Here is a 19,591-nt window from a genome sequence, read left to right on the forward strand (position 1 = left end):
CCAAACCCTCGCGCGGTCGTCCCCGGCGACCGCCGAAGGCGGTCGGGAAGGACCCCATGGACCAATCGTTCGTGGACCAACCGTTTCAGAATCCATCACGCCGGTGAGATCGCAGCCAATACTGCCGGCGCAGAGCCTGTCTTGCGGTGCCGTGGTTCGTGGGTCCCCTTCCCTCGCATGGCTTCGCCATGCTCGCCGGGGACGACCGGTCGAGGTTCCGGAATCCCACTCACTCCCCACGCAGAAACCCCGCGATGGCCTCAACCATCCCGGGCGCCAGCGGCAGCGCGGGATCGCCATAGGCGGCGCGGCCGCTCGGCGCCGCCTTCAGCGCTTCGTTCACTCCCCGGATCGTCACCAGCCGCACCGCCGGGCAGTCATCGTGACTTACCTTCCTACCGCCCAGACATTAAGCGCCGGATTGCGGCGAGGTTGGGCATATTTTCTTTGAAGGTGGACACAAGTCAATGTTCCGCCATCCCTCCCTATTCCCGATCGACTCAAAATAAACACGTTTGAGTCAATCGCTGATCACAGTTGATCGCCAGCATCTGAGCAGCCCGGATCCACCCTTCGCGGATGCTCGACACCTTTCGCATATCTGAATAGGGAAAATAACCGATGACGCAGCCCAGCGCCGAGGAACAATACCTGCTGGAATTGATCAATGCCGAACGTGCGAAGGTCGGCGCCCAGCCGCTCGCGTTCGACGGCGACCTCAATGAAGCCGCTGAGAGCCACAGCGCCTGGATGATCGCCACCGACACGTTCTCGCACACCGGCTCCGGCGGCAGCACTGCCGGCCAGCGCATGTCCGCGGCGGGCTACGCTTTCACCGGCTCCTGGGCGTGGGGCGAGAACATCGCCTGGGCCACCACGCGCTCGCCGGCCGGCTACCAGGACGAGGTGCAGCTCCTGCACACCAATCTGATGAACTCGTCCGGCCACCGCGCCAATATCCTCAACGACACTTATCGCGAGGTCGGGCTTGGCATCGAGATCGGCGACTATGGCGGCCGGCAGAGCATGTTCGTGACCGAGGACTTCGCCAAGTCCGGTACCAGCACGTTCCTCACCGGCGTCGCGTTCGACGACAAGGATGGCGACAAGTTCTACGATCCGGGCGAAGGCCTCGGCGCCATCACCGTCACCGCTATCAGCAGCACCGGCACCAAATACACCACGACGACGATGGATGCCGGCGGCTACGACATGGTGCTGCCGACCGGCACCTATACCGTTACCTTCTCCGGCGCCGGCATCGCCACCACCACGATGCAGGCCACCGTGGGCAGCAAGAACGTCAAGCTCGACCTGATCGACCCGGCGACGACCGGCAGCGGCGGCGGTACCGGGACGCCAACGCCGGAGCCCACGCCCACACCGACCCCGCAGCCCGCGGCCATCGTCGGCACGTCGGGCAACAACACGCTCAACGGCACCGCGGCCGCCGACCAGATCCAGGGCCTCGCCGGCAACGACAGGCTCTATGGCAAGGACGGGAACGACCGTCTCGAGGGCGGGACGGGCGATGACAGCCTGTGGGGCGGCGCGGGCGCCGACACCCTTCTCGGCGGCGACGGGCGCGACGTGCTCTATGGCGAGGCCGGGCTCGACATCCTCACCGGCGGCGCGGGCGCCGATCGCTTCGTGTTCAACACTGCGCTCGGATCGGGCAATGTCGACACCATCACCGACTTCTCGGTGGTGGACGACACCATCGTGCTGGAGAACGCCATCTTCACCGCGCTCCGCTCGACCGGAACCCTGAGCTCGTCGGCATTCTATGCCGGCACGGCGGCCCACGATTCCACCGATCGCATCATCTACAACCCCAATACCGGCGCGCTGATCTATGATGCCGACGGCACCGGCTCGGCGGCCGGCGTCCAGGTCGCCCAGCTGACGACGGGGCTGGCGCTGCAATCGTCCGACTTCGCGGTCATCTGATGCGACGTCCGGCCCGAGGGCGGGATTTCCGTCCTCGGTTGTGGCGGTATTTGCGAATCCGGTTCCGTGGACAACGAAACGCTTACCCGGGAGCCGTATCGTGTGGCTTCCGGGTGCCCGTCTCCGCATCCCGGGCATCGCCTCGCTGAAGATCTGCGTTCGGAACCGGGATCTTCGAACAACGGACGCAGGCCGGACCGGCCGGCTCCCGCATCGATGGCCGGGTGTCAATGATCTGACATCGGCGTGCCCTAATCACCCTGGCGTGGATCGGGCGTTCAGGGTGAGCAGTCGTCTCCGCAGGATCGGTTTCCCCTCTTGCGGAGAATCCTCCACCGCTCGACGTGGCCTCTCTTGACGGCAACGAATTGTTGCAGAACGTTCATACCAGAGCATTCTCCGCAGGAGCGGGGACCGGTTTTGCGAAAGAGAATGCGACAATTCAATAATGCCAACGGCCCCGGACGCCGACGCGTGGGGCCGTTGTCTCTTGCGGATTTTCTCATCCGAAATCAAGGATTTCGCGAAAATCCGCGACCGGAACCAACGGTCCGCGTTCGCGGCCGTTGGGATAGCTTGGATCGTTCGCTCGGTTCAGTCGGATCGGCGGACGCTCTTGCATTTCGACTATAGACGACCCCACCAGGAACAGGCCGTGTCGACGTCCCGACAGCATTCGAAACCGGCGGAGGCGACGCCGATCGCCCGCACCCTGCGGGCCTGCCGCGCCGCCTTCGTGGCGCTGGCCCTGTTCAGCGGGCTCATCAATGTCCTGATGCTCACCAGCTCACTGTTCATGATGCAGGTCTATGACCGCGTCCTGACCAGCCACAGCGTGCCGACCCTGGTGGCGCTGAGCGTCATCGCCATCGGGCTCTACCTGTTCCAGGGCGCGCTCGAAGTGATCCGCGGCCGGCTGTTCGTGCGCATTGCCGAGCGCGTCGACGCCGAGGCCGGCGCCCGGCTTTTCCCGACCATCGTGCGCATGCCGCTGCGGGCCAGCCGCGGCACGGTCGATCCCATGCAGGCCACCCGCGACCTGGAGGCGATCCGCAGCTTCCTATCCGGCAACGGGCCGGCCGCGCTGTTCGACCTGCCGTGGATCCCGGTCTATCTGGCCGTCGTCTTCGCGCTGCATCCTTTGCTCGGCTGGGTGACGGTGGCCGGCTCGGTGGTGCTGATCGGCCTGACGGCCCTGGCCGACCTATGGTCGCGCCAGCCGACCCGCGAGGCGCTGTCGGCGCTCTCCGCCCGCAGTCACCTCGCCGACACCGCCCAGCGCGGCACCGAGGTGGTGACCTCCATGGGCATGGCCGCCGAGCTCGGCCAGCGCTGGGGCGCGGCGCAGGAGGCGTTCCTTGCCGCGCAGCGCCACGCCACCGACGTCAGCAGCGGCCTGTCGGCGCTGTCGCGCACGCTGCGCTACGTGCTGCAATCGGCCATGCTGGGGCTTGCCGCCTATCTGGCGATCCTCGGCGAGATTTCGGCGGGCTCTATCATCGCGGCCTCGATCCTCGGCGCGCGGGCCCTGGCGCCCGTCGATCTGGCGATCGCGAACTGGCGCGGCTTCGTCGCCGCCCGGCAGGGCTACCACCGGCTGGTTCGGCTGTTCGAGGCATTCCCGGCACCGCCGCCGCGGCTGAAACTGCCGGCGCCGACATCCGCCCTGCGGATCGAGAGCCTCTACGTCGCCGCCCCCGGCGAGCGCGAGCCGATCCTGAAAGGCGCCAACTTCGCGCTGCGGGCGGGCGACGGGCTCGGCGTCATCGGCCCCTCCGCCTCCGGCAAGTCGACGCTCGGCCGCGCGCTGGTCGGGCTGTGGCCGCCGCTCAAGGGCAAGGTGATGCTGGATGGCGCCTCGCTCGACCAGTGGGATCCCGAGGCGCTCGGCCCGCACATCGGCTATCTGCCGCAGGACGTGCAGCTCTTCGACGGCACCGTGGCCGACAACATCGCCCGCATGGCCGCCAATGCGCCCTCGGAGGCGGTCATCGCCGCGGCCCAGCAGGCCGGGCTGCACGAATACATCCTGGCCATGGCCGACGGCTACAATACGCGGGTCGGCCAGGGCGGCGCCCATCTTTCCGCCGGGCAGCGCCAGCGGCTGGGGCTGGCGCGGGCGCTCTACGGCAACCCGTTCCTGGTGGTGCTCGATGAGCCGAACGCCAATCTCGACGCCGAGGGCGAGGCCTCGGTCGCCCACGCCATCCGCTCGGTGCGCGAGCGCGGCGGCATCGCCGTGGTCATCGCCCACCGGCCGAGCGCCATCGCCGCGGTCGACCAGCTCCTGGTGATCCGCGCGGGCGAGATCGTCGCGTTCGGCCCGAAGGACGAAGTGCTGGCCAAGACGGTGCGCAATGTCGCCTCGCTCGCCGGCAAGCCGGGGCCGCGGCCGGTGCCCGCCGCCGGTCAGGTGGCAACGGGAGGCATCCTGTGAGCAGATCCCCGCGTATGCCGCAGCCGACACCGCCTTCCCCCGCCGCGCCGCCCTCGCTGGCTGGGCGCGCCGCCGCCTCGATCCGGCGCCACGTGCTGGTCGGCCTCATCCTGGCTGTCGGCTTCGGCGGCACCGCCGCAGCCTGGAGCCTGATGGCCGAGCTGTCGGGCGCGGTGGTGGCGAGCGGAACGGTGGTGGTGGAGACCAATCTCAAGCGCGTCCAGCACCCGACCGGCGGCGTGGTCGGCGCGCTGTTCGTGCAGGAGGGCGACCATGTCGAGGCCGGCCAGCTCGTGCTGCGGCTCGACGAGACCGCGACCAAGGCCAATCTGGCGATCATCGTCAACGAGATGACCGCGCTGCGCACGCGGCTGGCGCGCCTGACCGCCGAGCGCGACGGCGCCCAGGACATGACCGTTCCGCCCGACATCGCGCACCGGGCGCGTCTCGAACCCGAGATCCAGACCCTGGTCGATGGCGAGCGGCTGCTGTTCGCCTCGCGCGCCCGCACCCAGGCGGGCCTGCGCGAGCAGCTCACCGAGCGCGTCCAGCAGCTTCGCGAGGAGATCAAGGGCGTGGAGGCGCAACAGCGCTCGCTGGAGGCGCAGCTGCGGGTGGCCCAGAGCGAGATGCAGGACGTCCAGGATCTCTACGCCAAGAACCTGGTGCCGCGCACCCGGGTGAGCCAGCTCGAGCGCGAGATCATCCGCATCGAGGGTTCGATCGGCGAGTTCGTCGCCCGCATCGCCCAGAGCCGCGGCCGCATCAGCGAGACCGAGCTGCAGATCATCCAGCTCGACAAGGACCGCGCCACCGAGGTCGCCAAGGAAGTCCGCGAGGTCGAGACCCGCATCGCCGAACTCGCCGAGCGCCGCACGGCGGCGGAGGACCAGTTGCGGCGGGTCGACGTGCGCTCGCCCGGCGCCGGCTTCGTCCACCAGCTCGTGGTGCACACGGTGGGCGGGGTGGTCGGCCCCGGCGAGACGGTGATGCAGATCGTGCCCGAATCCGACGCACTGGTGGTGGAGGCGCGGATCAGCCCCTCCGATATCGACCAGCTCTATATCGGCCAGGAGACGCGGGTCCGCTTCTCGGCGTTCAGCCAGCGCACCACGCCGGAATTCAAGGGAACCATCTTCCGCATCTCCGCCGACCTGTCGCGGGACGAGAAGACCGGCCAGCCATTCTATGTTGCCGGCATCCGCGTGCCCGAGGCGGAGCTGCACGGTTCGAACGACCTCAAGCTCATGCCCGGCATGCCGGCCGAGGTGTTCGCCACCACGTCCGAGCGCACCGTGGCGCAGGTTCTGCTGAAGCCGCTGTTCGACCACATGAACCGGTCGCTTCGCGAGGATTGACGCCGGCGGCCAAATTCAATCCGTCAAACCCGCGGCTTCGAACAGCGCATTCACCCGGGCGAAGGCAGAGTGGGCGCCAATGGCAACGCGCGGCTCCTCCTCGGGGCTCAGCGCAGCGGCGTCGAGCGCATTGGTGAAGCGGTGCCAGTGCAGGCCGCGTCCCTGCGGGTGGCCGCGCATGTGGCGGGCGCCGAAGCTCTCGTCGAAACCGAGCTTGACGGTCTCCTTGAGCAGGAAGGGCGAGCCGAGATCGGCGCCCTCGGCGACATAGAGCCAGCCCATCGCCGCCGGCAGGTCGATGGCGCCGCCGAACAGCGGCGGCTCGCTTGGCGGCAGGTCGAGGCCGAGGTCGCGCACGTCCTGCTCGGCCAGCGGCAGGCGGCGGCGCTCGGCGAGGTCGGAAAAGACGGCGCAGAGGCCCGGCTCGGCATAGAGCGGGTCGATGTCGCGGAAGAACCGGAGCTGCATCAGCACGAACCGGCCATAACGGTCACGGTCGCGGAACGGATCGCCGGCCATGATGCGGGCGTCGAGGGCGCGGTGCACCGCGTCGGTGTCGCTCTGCAGCCGCCGCCAGCGCGACGCGGATGCCGGCATCGCCGTCATAGCTCTTCTCCTCGGCGTTCTTTCGGGCAGGGTTCGCGGGCAGGGTTCGATCCGGCCCGGTCATAGACCGGAACCGGGCGGGCGCCGAGAAAATTGTGGCCGGCGGCGGCGCCTGCGCCAAACCATGGGCAATTGCCGCAAGCTCGGCTAATTGCTTACCTACGATTCCAACCCGACCGGACTGCACCACGCGGCCGCGACATGCGCCGCCTGCGGAGACTGAGATGACGCTGCCCGACCGCCCGGCCGTTCGCCGGCTCGAAGGTCCCCGCCCGCCCCGCCCCCACGCCGGGCGCAGCGTGCCCGACCGGCAGCGGCCGCTCGGCGCGCCGCCGGCAATGGCGCTGAAGCGACCGCACAAGTTCGATCCCGATGCCGAGCCGGAGCTGTTCCAGGGCGTGCTGGCACGCCGGATGGTCGCCTTCCTGGTCGATGTCTGCATCGTCCTGGCGCCGATGATCGTGCTGTGGGTGATGTTCGCCATCCTCGGCGTGCTGACCCTCGGCCTTGGCTGGATGCTGTTCTGGCTGATTGGCCCGGCGGCGCTGGGCTGGGCTTTGCTCTACACCGCGACCACGCTCGGCGGGCCCTATTCCGCCACGGTCGGCATGCGCATGCACGGGCTGGAGATGCGCACCTGGTATGGCGCGCCGGTCTATCCGCTGCTCGCCTGCGTGCGCCTTCTGGTGTTCTTCATCGTGGTGTCGGTGCTGACGCCGGCCGTGCTGCTGCTGGGGCTGTTCAACGGCCGCCGCCGGCTGCTGCACGACTTCATCTGCGGCACGGTGGTAATCAACACGGTGCCGCGCTCGGTGGAGCTGGTGATCCGGCGCTGACAGACCGGACGCATAAGCCCTATCCCTGGCGGCGGATGGTGAAAACGAGCACCCCGCCGGCCTCCTCACGACCTTCGAGCGTGTCGCCGGTTTCCTGGCACAGGTGCGGAATGTCGATCACCGACATCGGATCGGTGCAGCGCACCACGAGCCGCCCCCCCGGCGCGATGCGGCCCAGCGCCTTGCGCGTTCTGAGCACGGGCAGCGGGCATTTCAGCCCTTCGAGGTCGAGCACGTTCGCGGCGTCGGTCACGCCGGCCTTCTAGAGCATTTTCCGCACAAGTGGGAACCGGTTCTGCGCAAGAACTGGAAGGTCGGAGCCCGTCTCAGCGGTCGGCGGCGACGCGCCGACCCCGAACCAGTTCGCGCGCCGCCTTCTGCGCTGCGCGGGGCGTGGCGAAGCGGCGCTCCTCAAGGCCGATATAGGGCTTGATGGCGGCAAAGAAGCGAAAGGCCCGGTCCTCGTCGGGCACCACGATGCCGACGGCTTCGTCATCGATTTCAATGATGTAAGCACCGGTCGAGCCGCTCATCGGAATCTCCCCTGCCGCCTATGGCGGCGACTGAACAAGGTTCGGCATCGGGCGAAGCGAAGGCTCAAAGCGCGTCTTCAAGAGGACCGTACATATTAATCTTAGGACGCGCCCCAAATCGTTAATCAATCGTTAACGCGCGTGCGGCAAATCGTCTGGCATTGAGCCGAAGACGACTCAAGGTCTGATCGGTAACCCTCCCAGACTCCCCGTGTCGCACCGTTGAACAGACGTTCGGCCTCAGAAATCACCCTGCGTACGGCGCCCGTTTAGACAGTGATTCTGACGGTTTGATATCAAGCGGTTGACGATTTTCCATTTGCGGCAACGCGGCCGATCCTGTCGCCGCGCCGTCCGGCCGGGGGCGTCCGCGCCATCATGAAGGTAACCTGTTTCATGGCTGGACAGGACCGGCCGGCGTGACCAAATTGCGCGGTTCTGGCGCCCGGCCTGTCGTCGCACCGTCAGATATGCCGGCTAAGAGCCCCACCATGTCGCTGTCAGGCTTCTCGCTTCCGGACTTCGTTCCCCGCTGGTCGGCAGGCGAGCCGGAGCATGCCCGCATGCTGTCGATCGCCGCAGCGATCGCGGCGGTGACGGTGGTCGGGTTCGGCCTCAGCCTGTCGATCCCGCTCCTCACCTTCGAGCTGGAGCGGCGCGGCATCTCCCCGACCTGGATCGGCCTCAACACCGCGACGGCGGGGATCGCCAATATCCTGATGGCGCCGCTGGTGCCCTATCTGCTGCGCCATTTCGGGGTGGTGAAGCTCCTGATCGGCGCGGGCGTGGCGGGCGCGGTCTCGCTCCTGGCGTTCAAGCTCGCCGGGCCGTTCTGGCTGTGGTTTCCGCTGCGCTTCGTTGCCGGCGGCGCGCTGTGCGTGGTGTTCGTGGTCTCCGAATTCTGGATCAATTCGGCGGCGCCCGAGAACCGGCGCGGTCTGGTGATGGGCATCTACGCCACGATGCTGGCGGTGGGCTTCGCCGCCGGCCCCGTGCTGCTGGCGGTAGTCGGCACCACCGGCCTGCTGCCGTTTGCGATCGGCACGGTGATCATGCTGCTGGCGATGATCCCGGTGGTTGCCGCCGGGCCGCTGGTGCCGACCATCTCCGCCACCTCCCAGCATAGCGTCGGCCGCTTCCTGCTGATCGCGCCGACCGCGACGCTGGCCGCGCTGGTGTTCGGCGCGGTCGAGACCGGCTCGATGAGCTTCCTGCCGCTGCTCGGGCTGCGCCTCGGCATGAACGAGAACGCGGCGGCACTGCTGCTCTCGGCCGCCATGCTTGGCAATGTCGCCTTCCAGATTCCGATCGGCTGGCTGTCGGACCGTGCCGACCGCCGGCTGGTGCTCGCCGGCTGCGGGGCGGCGGGTGCGATCGGGGCACTGGCCATGACCGTGGTGCCCTCGGGATGGTCGTTCATGGCCCTGGTGTTCGTGTGGGGCGGCATCGTCGCCTCGCTCTACACGGTCGGCCTCGCCCATCTCGGCTCGCGCTACCGCGGCGCCGACCTCGCGTCCGCCAATGCAGCGTTCATCATGCTCTATTCGGTGGGCTTTACCTTCGGCCCGCCGGGGCTCGGCGCGGCGATGGACGCCTGGAGCCCGTGGGGCTTTCCGGTGGCGCTGGCCGCCGCGCTCGGCCTCTATACGCTGGTGGTGGTGGTGCGGCGGAAGCTCCACCCGCAGCAGCCGTAAGAGACCGGCTTGACCGCTCCCGATCACGCCGCGCCGCTACCCCCTTGACCCGACGCACCTCATTGACACTGCGACGCCACACCGTATGGTGCCGGTTCTATCGGCAGGGTGCGGCGCTTTCCTGCGCCCGCGCCTATTGCATCTGTGCTTTCGGTCCCGACGGCGCGTTCTCAGGGGCCTGATCCGAGACCGCATCAATGTCCTTTGATACCCTTGGCCTGAGCGACAAGGTTCTCGCAGCCGTGCAGGCGGCGGGCTACACCACGCCGACCCCGATCCAGGAACAGGCCATTCCCCACGTGCTGGCCCGCAAGGACGTGCTCGGCATCGCCCAGACCGGCACCGGCAAGACCGCGGCCTTCACGCTGCCGATGCTGACCATGCTGGAAAAGGGCCGCGCCAAGGCCCGCATGCCACGCACCCTGATCCTGGAGCCGACGCGCGAGCTCGCCGCCCAGGTGGAGGAAGAGTTCAGCAAATACGGCCAGCACCACAAGATCAACATGGCGCTGCTGATCGGCGGCGTGTCGTTCGATGACCAGGACGCGAAGCTGTCGCGCGGCGTCGACGTGCTGATCGCCACCCCCGGCCGCCTGCTCGACCATTTCGAGCGCGGCAAGCTGCTGCTCTCCGGCATCGAGATCCTGGTGATCGACGAGGCCGACCGCATGCTCGACATGGGGTTCATCCCCGATATCGAGCGCATCTGCCGGCTGATCCCGATGACGCGCCAGACGCTGTTCTTCTCGGCGACCATGCCGTCGGAAATCCAGCGCCTTGCCGACACCTTCCTGCACCAGCCGGCGCGGGTCGAGGTGGCCAAGCAGGCCACCGCGGCGGCCACCGTCACCCAGCAGCTCGTCGCCACCGGCTCGGAGTCGCACGAGAAGCGCGATGTGCTGCGCGGCCTGATCCGCGAGGCCGAGGGGTTGAAGAACGCCATCGTGTTCTGCAACCGCAAGCGGGAAGTGGCGGTGCTGTGGCGCTCGCTGGTCAAGCACGGCTTCAACGCCACCGCGCTGCACGGCGACATGGACCAGCGGGCCCGCATCGCGTCGCTGGACTCGTTCCGCGCGGGCGAAACCACCATCCTGGTCGCCTCCGACGTGGCGGCCCGCGGCCTCGACATTCCCGAAGTCAGTCACGTCTTCAATTACGACGTGCCCCACCACGCCGAGGACTACATCCACCGCATCGGCCGTACCGGCCGCGCCGGCCGTTCGGGCACGGCGGTGACGCTGGTCAGCCCCGCCGACACCCGCTCGCTTGCCGCGATCGAGAAGCTCACCGGCGTGTCGATCCCCTGGATCAGCACGCCGGTGGCGGCAGACGCGGAGGACCGTCCCGCCCGCAGCGAGCGCAGCCGGGGCGGCAGCCGCCGCAGCCGGGGCAGTTCGGCACCGCGCGGCCGCCAGGAAAGTGGGCGCCAGGAGAGTGGGCGTCAGGAAGGTGCGCGCCAAGAGGTTGCAAGGCAGGAGGTTGCGCGGCAGGACGGCGAGCGGCCGGAGCGCAAGCGCCCGGAAAACAAGCGCCCCGAGACCAGGCGGCCGGAAAGCCGGCCCGCTGCCGAAGCGAAGCCGGCAAACATCGCCGGGCGCTCGCGGCGGCCCCATGCCGTCGACGAAGCCGACGAAAACCTGTTCCTGCCGGCGTTTCTGCTTCGCCCGACGCGCATCAAGGCCGAATAGCGTTACTTCAATACCCGCCAGCAGCAGCTTCCGCCCCCGGGGGCGGACGCATTTTTCTGCGCGTTTACCGCATATTCAGAAGCGGGCGGCTAAACTCAGCATTGTCGCTTCATCGATTTATCAATTTGGATTTCGCGTACGGGGGCCGGGGCCCCGGAGGGAATTCATGGACGACCCGAAGGACGATTTCGAACGGTCGCTCGCATTCGCGGATATCGCGATGGGGCAGATGAAGGCGTTGCGCCAGCCTGCCTATCCGCGCAACTACGAAGTCTGGTACACTTATGCCACAGGGCAGAACCTTCAGCTCAACGCTGCCGTAAACGAGGTTCTGGCAAAGGGCAGTTTCTGCGACCAGGAACTCGGCCGGATCTACGAGGAACTTCTTTCACCACACCGTTTCACCGAGACCATCGACCAGGTCGGGGTGCGGGTGATGAACAAGATCGGCCAAGTGCTGGCCATGGTGCAGATCGCCGCCGGCGACGTCACCCAGTATTCCGAATCGCTGGCCGACGCCACCAACGCGCTCGTGCGGGCCGGCGCCGACTCCGAAAGCCTGCACGTCATCGTCGAGAGTCTGGTGGAATCGACGCGCGAGATGGAAGCGCGCAACCGCGTCCTGCAGGACCGGCTTAACGATTCCAACCGTGAGATCTCGCTGCTCAAGCAGAACCTTGAGGCCGCCCGCACCGAATCCCTCACCGATCCGCTGACCACGCTCGCCAACCGCAAGTATCTCGACATGGCGATCACCCGCCTGATGGCGGACGGCGCCGCCAGCGGCGAGCCTTTGTCGGTGCTGATCACCGACATCGACAATTTCAAGAAGTTCAACGACACCTTCGGCCACCTGACCGGCGATCAGGTGCTGCGGCTGGTGGCCATGGCGGTGAAGCAGAACGTCAAGGGCCAGGACGTCGCGGCGCGCTATGGCGGCGAGGAGTTCATGGTGCTGCTGCCGCGCACCACCACGCAGCACGCCATCACCGTCGCCGAGCACATCCGCAAGGCGGTGATGGGCAAGGAGCTGATGAAGCGCTCGACCGGCGAAAGCCTCGGCCGCATCACCATCTCCATCGGCGTCGCGACGATGCGTCCCGGCGACACCGCCGCCTCACTGATCGACCGGGCGGACAGCCACCTCTATGCGGCCAAGCGCGCGGGCCGCAACCGCGTCTCGGCCGAGACCGAGGCGCAGCCCTCCCCGGCCAAGGTGGCGTGATACGGTTTTCAGCATCCCGAAGGGATCAACCGGAAGCCGCATGACTTGCGCGACAGACGCGCTCTTTCCGTATAACATGTTACGGAAATTAGAGGTGCGAGATGCCGCGCCAACCCAAGCGCCCCGTTCCGCCGCCGAAGCGCATGGCGAGCTACCGGCAGAGAATGCGGGCTGCCGGGTTGCGGCCCGTGCAGATCTGGGTGCCGGATACCCGAGCGCCGGATTTCGCCGAAAAGTGCCGCCGACAGGCGCGCGCTGTGGCGGCGGATGATCCGGCGGGGGACGAGCTCATGCGCTTTGTCGCCCAAATCTATGAATTGCCAGAGTAATGGTCCGGCGCGGCCAGTTCGTGGTGATCGTTCTGCCGGGGGATTACGGCAAGCCGCGCCCCGCACTCGTGGTGCAGAGCGATCTCTTCGCCGAACTGCCGTCCGTCGTGATCTGCCCTTTGACGACCACGCTTCGCGACGACGCGGATCTGTTCCGGCTTCAGGTCGAGCCCACGCCGCGCAACGGTCTCCGTGAGCCTTCGCAAGTGGCCATCGACAAGATCACCGTCGTTCCGGTTTCGAAGATCGGAGCGGCGATCGGCGAAGCTGACGATACCCTGCTCGTGCGCATCAACCGGGCGCTCGCTTTGTTTCTCGGCATTGCCTGATACGGTCTCCGGCTGATCAAGCTGGAGAACCGTATTCCGATCGCGGCGTGAAATCGCGCAGGCGTCCCAGTTCAGGCTGTCCGGCCGCGGCCGCGGCGCTCAGGCGGCGGAGCGTTCCTCGGCCGGCTTCAGCGACACCGATTCACCGCAACCGCACGACGCCGTCTCGTTGGGATTGTTGAACACGAACTGCGCCGACAGCTTGTCGGTCTTGTAGTCCATCTCGGCACCGAGCAGGAACATGATGGCGCTGGGGTCGACCACCACCTTGACGCCCCCCTGCTCCACCACCTCGTCGCCCGGCCGGATCTCGGTGGCGTAATCGACCGTGTAGGACATGCCGGCGCATCCGCCCTGCTTGACGCCGACGCGCAGGCCGGCGACCGGGGTCTCGGCGGCCTCCACGATGTTCCTCACCTGCGCCGCGGCGCGATCGGTGAGACGCAGAACCGGCAAACGCGGGCGGACATTCATATGCTCTCCTCCATGCGCAGGCACTCGGCCAGCCGTCTGGCGAGCCGTCGCCCGCCAAGATGGATCCGATCCTTGGTCGATATAGGGCAAATCGGTGCAGAAACCCGGATCACCAAAGATTGAGCGCGACCCGCGCCTCTTCGGACATCCGGCTCTGATCCCACGGCGGATCCCAAACCACCTCGACCTTGGCGCCCGCAACCCCCGGCACCATCGCCACCGCGGTCTCCACCATGATGGGAAGCTCGGCGGCCGACGGGCAGTTCGGCGTGGTGAGCGTCATCTCGACATGCACCATGCGGTCGTCGGCGATGTCGACCTTGTAGATCAGGCCGAGCTCATAAATGTCCGCCGGAATCTCGGGATCGTAGACGCTTTTCAGCGCCTGCACGATGTCGTCGGTCAGGCGTGCGATCTCGTTCGGCGGGATCGCGCCGCCCGTGCCTGCGGCGTCCACCGGAGCGACAACGTCCTGATTGGAATTATTCTCGTTCATGCAAACAGAGCCTCGGCTCTTGTGAGAGCATCTGTCAGTTTATCGACCTCTTCGCGCGTGTTGTACAGTGCAAATGAAGCACGGCACGTCGCCGTTACTCCGAAGCGCGCGAGAAGCGGCATCGTGCAGTGCGTTCCTGCACGTACCGCGATACCGGAACGGTCGATCACGGTCGCGACATCGTGAGCGTGAGCATTCTTCAACTCGAAGGAGACGATCGCGCCCTTGTCGCGCGCGGTGCCGAAGATGCGCAGCGAATTGATGCGCGACAGCCGCTCGGTCGCATAGGCGACGAGATCGCTCTCATGGGCGCGGATCGCCTCGGGCCCGACTGCCTTGATATAGTCCAGCGCCGCGCCGAGCCCGATCGCCGGCACGATCGAGGGCGTGCCGGCCTCGAACTTGTAGGGCGGATCGCCATAGGTCACGGCGTCCTCGGTGACGGTGCGGATCATCTCGCCGCCACCCAGGAACGGCGGCATCCGCTCCAGATGCTCGCGCTTGGCGTAGAGCGCGCCGATGCCGGACGGCCCATAGAGCTTGTGGCCGGTGATGACGTAGAAGTCGGCGTCGATGTCCTGCACGTCGACCGGCAGATGCACCGCGCCCTGGCTGCCATCCACCAGCACCGGAATGCCGCGGGCGTGGGCGATGCGCACCACCTCCTTGACCGGCACGATGGTGCCGAGCGCGTTCGACATGTGGGTGATGGCGACAATCCTGGTCTTCGGCGTCAGCAGCTTCTCGAATTCGTCGAGGAGGAAGTTGCCGTCATCGTCGACCGGCGCCCATTTCAGCACCGCTCCGCGGCGCTCGCGGTGGAAGTGCCAGGGCACGATGTTGGAATGGTGCTCCATGATCGACAGCACCACCTCGTCGCCCTCGCCCAGCACCATGCCGCCGAACGAGGCCGCAACGAGGTTGATCGCCTCGGTGGCGTTGCGCACGAAGATGATCTCGTCGGTCGAGCGGGCATTGAGGAAGGCGCGCACCGTCTCGCGCGCGCCCTCGTAAGCCTCGGTCGCGGCATTGGCGAGGAAGTGCATGCCGCGGTGGACATTGGCGTATTCGGTCTCGTACGCCAGCCGCATGCGGTCCAGCACCTGCCGCGGCTTCTGGGCCGAGGCGGCATTGTCGAGATAGACCAGCGGCTTGCCGTAGACCTCACGGGACAGGATGGGGAAATCCGCCCTCACCTTCGCGATGTCGTAGCGCGAAACCTCGGAACGGCCGATCGCCGTCGCATCCATCATCATCCCCATCGCCTCAAATCGGTTGCGCCTCAGTCGCGCGCCTGCGGTGTGCCGGCGCGCTGCGCCAGCCAGCGCCCCACGCCATCCATCAGCGCGGCGCGCACCGCCTCGTTCTCGACCTGATCGATGATCTCGCCGACGAAGGACTGGATCAGCAGCGCCGCGGCCGCAGCCTCGGGAATACCGCGCGCCTCGAGATAGAACAACAACTCCTCGTCGAGCGCGCCGACCGTGGCACCATGGCCGCACTGCACGTCGTCGGCATAGATCTCAAGCTCGGGCTTGTTGTCCATCTCCGCGCCCTCGGCCAGGATGAGCGCGTTGGAGGCCATGCGGCCGTCGGTCTTCTGGGCCTGGGACTCGACGATGATCTTGCCCTGGAACACGCCGTGGGACTCGCCATCGAGCACGGTGCGGAACAGCTCGCGGCTTTCGCAGTGCGTTCCCTTGTGCTCGACGAGCAGCGTGGTGTCGCCATGCTGACGGCCGCGCAGCAGCGACGTGCCGCGCAGGCCCGCACTGATATGATCGCCGTTCAGTGCCAGCGCCACCTGCTGGCGCGACACCGCCGCGCCGGTGGTGAGCGTGCAGCCCTTGAGGCTCGCGTGCGCCGCGGCTTCCGCCATCAGCGTGTGCAGATGCAGCGCGCCGTCGCCTTCCGCCTGATGGCGGATCAACTCGACCGAGGCAAGCTTGCCAACCGACAGTTCAAGCGCGCTGTTGGTCTGGTAATCAACGCCGTCCGGCCCCTCGAAGCTCTCGATCAAAGTCAGCGCGGCGCCATCCTCGACCACGACGAGGCTGCGCATAACATCGGCGGTGGCGGCGCCGACATGACGGCTGACGATGAGCAGCGGCCGCTCGATCTTCGTCCCCGCCGCAACATGCACGACGACGCCATCGGCCATGAAGGCGGTGTTGAGATCGACCGCGGCATTACCCTTGGGCGCAAGCCGGCCCAGCCGGGAGCTCAAGGGCTGGCCTTCGCCGAGCACGCGCGCCAGCGGCAGGATCGTCAATCCCACTTCGAGGCTGGCGAGATCGGAGAGTTCAGCGACGAAGCTGCCATTGACCAGCACCAGCCGGCGGGCACCAGCTGCGGCGAATGCCGCGCCGGCATCCTTGGCCGCGGCGATGTCATCGGCGTTCGGCGGCGCGGCGAGCGGCTTCGCCTCGCGCATCAGCACGCGCAGGTCGGTGTATTTCCAGTCCTCGACGCGGCGGTGCGGCAGGCCCGCAGCCTCGAACGCGCCGAACGCGCTGGCGCGCAGCTCCTTCACGCTCGCATCGCCCGGCAGCGTCGGCGCCGCCAGCCCGAAAGCGCGAGACAGGGCCTGCTCGGCCGGCGTCTTGATGGGGGTCATGTCCGTCATGCGACGTGGTCTTCCTGTCCGTTCAGGCGCAACTGCGGCTGCGTTTGCTCGGCTCCTTCCCTCTCCCCTTGCGGGAGAGGGTGGTGAGACCGAGCAATGCGAGGTCGAACCGGGTGAGGGGTCGTGTCCAACCTGCCTTCAGGTTCCCCTCACCCGCCTCGCGATCATTCGATCGCTCGGCACCCTCTCCCACAAGGGGAGAGGGAAGAAACGCGTCGCCTATGCCGCGTCCTGGTAGTCGCGATAGCCGTTGGCTTCGAGCTCCAGCGCCAGCTCCTTGCCGCCGGAGCGCACGATGCGGCCCTTCGACATCACATGCACGGTGTCCGGCACGATGTGATTGAGCAGGCGCTGATAGTGAGTGATGACGATGAACGAGCGGTCGGCCCGGCGCAGCCGGTTGACCCCCTCCGACACGATGCGCAACGCGTCGATGTCAAGGCCGGAGTCGGTCTCATCGAGAATGGCGAGCTTCGGCTGAAGCAGCGCCATCTGCAAAATCTCGTTGCGCTTCTTCTCGCCGCCGGAGAAGCCGACATTGACCGGCCGGCGCAGCATCTCCTGCTTGATGAACAGCGCGTCGGCCTCCGCCTTCACCAGCTTCATGAAGTCCGGCGTGGTCAGTTCGGGCTCGCCGCGATGCTTGCGCTGGGCGTTCATCGCCGTCTTGAGGAACGTCATGGTGGCGACGCCCGGCACCTCCATCGGATACTGGAAGGCCAGGAACACGCCCTTGGCGGCGCGCTCGTCCGGCGGCATGTCGAGAATGCTCTGGCCGTTCAGCAGCACCTCGCCGTCGGTGACGGTGTAGCCCGGCTTGCCCGACAGCACATAGGACAGCGTCGACTTGCCCGAGCCATTCGGCCCCATGATGGCGGCAACCTCGCCGGGGGCGACGCTCAGCGTGAGGCCGTTGAGGATCTTGCGGTCCTCGACCTCGGCGTGGAGGTTGCGAATTTCGAGTATGGCCGGCACCGTCATGTGTCTTCACCGTCGTAATAATTGAGGCTTGTTTCGGCGCGGCCGACGAAGCGGACACCGCCGCCGCCCGGATTGGCCCAGTCGAAGCGGCTCATCACCGCGAATTTCTTCGAGTCGGGATATTCGACCACTTCGGTCTCGGCGATGTTCGAGATGCCGAGATATTTGAGCGGCGTGGTGCCGGTGTTGATGAGCTGATGGGCGACCTCGGGTCCGCCGGTCGGCGCGGCGCAGACATCGCCGGCCTTCACGGCGAAGCGCTCGTCGCCGAAGCGATAGGTGCCCTCGCCCTCCAGGATCACGAACAGCTCGTGGATCAGATGGTGCGCGTGGAACGGAAACGCCTTCTCGCCCGGCTCGACCACATGCAGCATTGCGCCGAGCCCCTTCGAGCCGATGAGGTGCGCGAAGGAGCCGACCCTGGCCTTGAACGCCTTGCCGTTGCCGATGTACTTCAGCGGCACGTCGGCGAGGTTGATCACCGGTTTCCCCGTCATCCGACGCTGCCCTCCAGCGAGATCGAGATCAGCTTCTGCGCCTCGACGGCGAACTCCATCGGCAGCTTCTGCAGCACGTCGCGCACGAAGCCGTTGACGACCAGCGCCACCGCCTCTTCCTGCGAAAGCCCGCGGCTCTGGCAATAGAACAGCATCTCCTCGGAGATCTTCGAGGTGGTGGCCTCGTGCTCGAACACGGCGCTGGAATTCTTGCTCTCGATATAGGGCACGGTGTGCGCGCCACACTGGTTGCCGACCAGGAGCGAGTCGCAGTTGGTCCAGTTGCGCGCGCCGGTGGCCTTGCGGTGTGCCGAAACCAGGCCGCGATAGGTGTTCTGCGATTTGCCGGCGGAGATGCCCTTGGAGATGATCCGGCTCACGGTGTTCTTGCCGAGATGGATCATCTTGGTGCCGGAATCGACCTGCTGGTGGCCGTTGGAGATGGCGATCGAGTAGAACTCGCCCTTCGAGCCATCGCCGCGCAGGATGCAGCTCGGATACTTCCAGGTGATGGCCGAGCCGGTCTCGACCTGGGTCCAGGAGATCTTCGAGTTCCGGCCGCGGCAGTCGCCGCGCTTGGTGACGAAATTGTAGATGCCGCCCTTGCCGTCCTTGTCGCCGGGATACCAGTTCTGGACGGTCGAATACTTGATCTCGGCATCGTCGAGCGCGATCAGCTCGACCACGGCGGCATGAAGCTGGTTCTCGTCGCGGCGCGGTGCGGTGCAGCCTTCAAGGTACGACACATACGCGCCCTTGTCGGCGATGATCAGCGTGCGCTCGAACTGGCCGGTGTTCTGCTCATTGATGCGGAAATAGGTGGACAGCTCCATCGGGCAGCGCACGCCCGGCGGCACGTAGACGAACGAGCCGTCCGAGAACACCGCCGAATTGAGCGTGGCGTAGTAATTGTCGGTGACCGGCACGACGCTGCCGAGATACTGGCGCACCAGATCGGGATAGTCGCGGATCGCCTCGGAGATCGGGCAGAAGATGACGCCCGCCTTCTTAAGCTCGTCCTTGAAGGTGGTGGCCACCGACACCGAGTCGAACACCGCATCGACCGCGACGCGCGAGGACGGATAGGCCGCGCCCTCGACACCGGCCAGAAGCGCCTGCTCCTTCAGCGGGATGCCGAGCTTCTCGTACGTGCGCAGGATTTCGGGATCGACCTCGTCCAGCGACTTCGGCGCCGCGTTCTTCTTCGGCGCGGCGTAGTAATAGAGATCCTGGAAATCGATCTTCGGATAGGCGACCTTGGCCCAGGTCGGCTCGGTCATGGTCAGCCAGCGCCGGTAGGCGCCGAGCCGCCACTCGGTCATCCATTCGGGCTCGCCCTTTTTGGCCGAGATGAAACGGACGATGTCCTCGTTCAGGCCCTTGGGGGCCTTGTCCATCTCGACATCGGTGGAGAAGCCCCACTTGTACTGGTCGACGTCGATGGCGCGGACCGATTCAACGGTCTCCTGCACGGCCGGCATATCGTACTCCCTTCCTCGCGGTTTCAAGGACCGTGGGTCGGTCTGGAAGAC

19 protein-coding genes are annotated in these 19,591 nt (G+C 66.8%); 9 read left to right on the plus strand and 10 right to left on the minus strand.

Annotated elements, in window-relative coordinates:
• Nucleotides 1-621: 621 nt before the first annotated feature.
• The 3 genes from BLTE_RS18685 (at nucleotide 622) to BLTE_RS09500 (ending at nucleotide 5,745) form a co-directional block, all read left to right on the plus strand.
• On the plus strand, nucleotides 622-1,950 hold the full coding sequence (locus tag BLTE_RS18685) for a CAP domain-containing protein (protein WP_126399741.1): 1,329 nt from the start codon (nucleotides 622-624) through the stop codon (nucleotides 1,948-1,950).
• 655 nt (nucleotides 1,951-2,605) lie between these two features.
• The gene (locus BLTE_RS09495; protein ID WP_244599943.1) at nucleotides 2,606-4,387 is read left to right on the plus strand and encodes a type I secretion system permease/ATPase; all 1,782 of its coding nucleotides are present in this window, start codon (nucleotides 2,606-2,608) and stop codon (nucleotides 4,385-4,387) included.
• Between the two features lie 14 nt (nucleotides 4,388-4,401).
• A complete protein-coding gene (locus tag BLTE_RS09500; protein WP_126399744.1) occupies nucleotides 4,402-5,745 on the plus strand; it encodes an HlyD family type I secretion periplasmic adaptor subunit in 1,344 nt (447 codons plus the stop codon).
• A gap of 15 nt (nucleotides 5,746-5,760) precedes the next feature.
• Here the strand turns inward: BLTE_RS09500 and BLTE_RS09505 are convergent, their stop codons facing one another.
• Nucleotides 5,761-6,351, minus strand: a complete 591-nt coding sequence (locus BLTE_RS09505; RefSeq protein WP_126399746.1) for a biliverdin-producing heme oxygenase — start codon at nucleotides 6,349-6,351, stop codon at nucleotides 5,761-5,763.
• A gap of 338 nt (nucleotides 6,352-6,689) precedes the next feature.
• Here BLTE_RS09505 and BLTE_RS09510 point away from each other — a divergent pair, with 338 nt between their 5' ends.
• Nucleotides 6,690-7,187 carry an RDD family protein gene (locus BLTE_RS09510; protein ID WP_126402134.1) on the plus strand — a complete coding sequence of 166 codons (498 nt, stop codon included), beginning with the start codon at nucleotides 6,690-6,692 and terminating at the stop codon, nucleotides 7,185-7,187.
• Nucleotides 7,188-7,206: 19 nt separating this feature from the next.
• On the opposite strand, the gene BLTE_RS09515 is transcribed toward BLTE_RS09510, so the two are convergent.
• The gene (locus BLTE_RS09515) at nucleotides 7,207-7,440 is read right to left on the minus strand and encodes a sulfurtransferase TusA family protein (RefSeq protein ID WP_126399748.1); all 234 of its coding nucleotides are present in this window, start codon (nucleotides 7,438-7,440) and stop codon (nucleotides 7,207-7,209) included.
• A gap of 73 nt (nucleotides 7,441-7,513) precedes the next feature.
• Nucleotides 7,514-7,720, minus strand: coding sequence for a hypothetical protein (locus tag BLTE_RS09520; RefSeq protein WP_126399751.1), 207 nt, complete (start codon nucleotides 7,718-7,720; stop codon nucleotides 7,514-7,516).
• Between the two features lie 491 nt (nucleotides 7,721-8,211).
• Here BLTE_RS09520 and BLTE_RS09525 point away from each other — a divergent pair, with 491 nt between their 5' ends.
• The 5 genes from BLTE_RS09525 to BLTE_RS09545 all read left to right on the plus strand — a co-directional run bounded on the left by BLTE_RS09525 (nucleotide 8,212) and on the right by BLTE_RS09545 (nucleotide 12,985).
• Nucleotides 8,212-9,414 carry an MFS transporter gene (locus tag BLTE_RS09525; RefSeq protein WP_126399755.1) on the plus strand — a complete coding sequence of 401 codons (1,203 nt, stop codon included), beginning with the start codon at nucleotides 8,212-8,214 and terminating at the stop codon, nucleotides 9,412-9,414.
• 197 nt (nucleotides 9,415-9,611) lie between these two features.
• The gene (locus tag BLTE_RS09530; protein ID WP_126399758.1) at nucleotides 9,612-11,102 is read left to right on the plus strand and encodes a DEAD/DEAH box helicase; all 1,491 of its coding nucleotides are present in this window, start codon (nucleotides 9,612-9,614) and stop codon (nucleotides 11,100-11,102) included.
• Nucleotides 11,103-11,268: 166 nt separating this feature from the next.
• A complete protein-coding gene (locus BLTE_RS09535) occupies nucleotides 11,269-12,327 on the plus strand; it encodes a GGDEF domain-containing protein (RefSeq protein WP_126399761.1) in 1,059 nt (352 codons plus the stop codon).
• A gap of 164 nt (nucleotides 12,328-12,491) precedes the next feature.
• On the plus strand, nucleotides 12,492-12,656 hold the full coding sequence (locus tag BLTE_RS09540) for an antitoxin MazE family protein (protein WP_342211509.1): 165 nt from the start codon (nucleotides 12,492-12,494) through the stop codon (nucleotides 12,654-12,656).
• 20 nt (nucleotides 12,657-12,676) lie between these two features.
• Nucleotides 12,677-12,985, plus strand: coding sequence for a type II toxin-antitoxin system PemK/MazF family toxin (locus BLTE_RS09545; RefSeq protein ID WP_126399767.1), 309 nt, complete (start codon nucleotides 12,677-12,679; stop codon nucleotides 12,983-12,985).
• Between the two features lie 99 nt (nucleotides 12,986-13,084).
• Here BLTE_RS09545 and BLTE_RS09550 read toward each other — a convergent pair whose 3' ends face one another.
• From BLTE_RS09550 to sufB, 7 genes are all read right to left on the minus strand, one after another.
• Entirely contained in the window at nucleotides 13,085-13,459 is a 375-nt protein-coding gene (locus BLTE_RS09550; RefSeq protein ID WP_126399770.1) for a HesB/IscA family protein, read from the minus strand.
• A gap of 109 nt (nucleotides 13,460-13,568) precedes the next feature.
• Nucleotides 13,569-13,955, minus strand: a complete 387-nt coding sequence (locus tag BLTE_RS09555) for an SUF system Fe-S cluster assembly protein (RefSeq protein WP_126399773.1) — start codon at nucleotides 13,953-13,955, stop codon at nucleotides 13,569-13,571.
• A complete protein-coding gene (locus BLTE_RS09560) occupies nucleotides 13,952-15,205 on the minus strand; it encodes a cysteine desulfurase (protein WP_126402135.1) in 1,254 nt (417 codons plus the stop codon). The genes BLTE_RS09555 and BLTE_RS09560 overlap by 4 nt, the downstream gene beginning before the upstream one ends.
• A gap of 32 nt (nucleotides 15,206-15,237) precedes the next feature.
• Entirely contained in the window at nucleotides 15,238-16,581 is a 1,344-nt protein-coding gene (sufD, locus tag BLTE_RS09565; protein ID WP_126399776.1) for a Fe-S cluster assembly protein SufD, read from the minus strand.
• Nucleotides 16,582-16,800: 219 nt separating this feature from the next.
• Nucleotides 16,801-17,547 (minus strand): Fe-S cluster assembly ATPase SufC, encoded by a 747-nt coding sequence (gene sufC, locus BLTE_RS09570; RefSeq protein WP_126402136.1) that lies wholly within the window; start codon nucleotides 17,545-17,547, stop codon nucleotides 16,801-16,803.
• An 11-nt stretch (nucleotides 17,548-17,558) separates the two neighbouring features.
• Entirely contained in the window at nucleotides 17,559-18,059 is a 501-nt protein-coding gene (locus BLTE_RS09575; protein ID WP_126399778.1) for a cupin domain-containing protein, read from the minus strand.
• Nucleotides 18,056-19,540, minus strand: coding sequence for a Fe-S cluster assembly protein SufB (sufB, locus tag BLTE_RS09580; RefSeq protein WP_126399781.1), 1,485 nt, complete (start codon nucleotides 19,538-19,540; stop codon nucleotides 18,056-18,058). Before sufB ends, BLTE_RS09575 begins: the two co-directional genes overlap by 4 nt.
• Nucleotides 19,541-19,591: the final 51 nt, after the last annotated feature.

It is taken from the genome of Blastochloris tepida (genome assembly GCF_003966715.1).
In the GTDB taxonomy this organism is placed as follows: Bacteria; Pseudomonadota; Alphaproteobacteria; order Rhizobiales; family Xanthobacteraceae; genus Blastochloris; species Blastochloris tepida.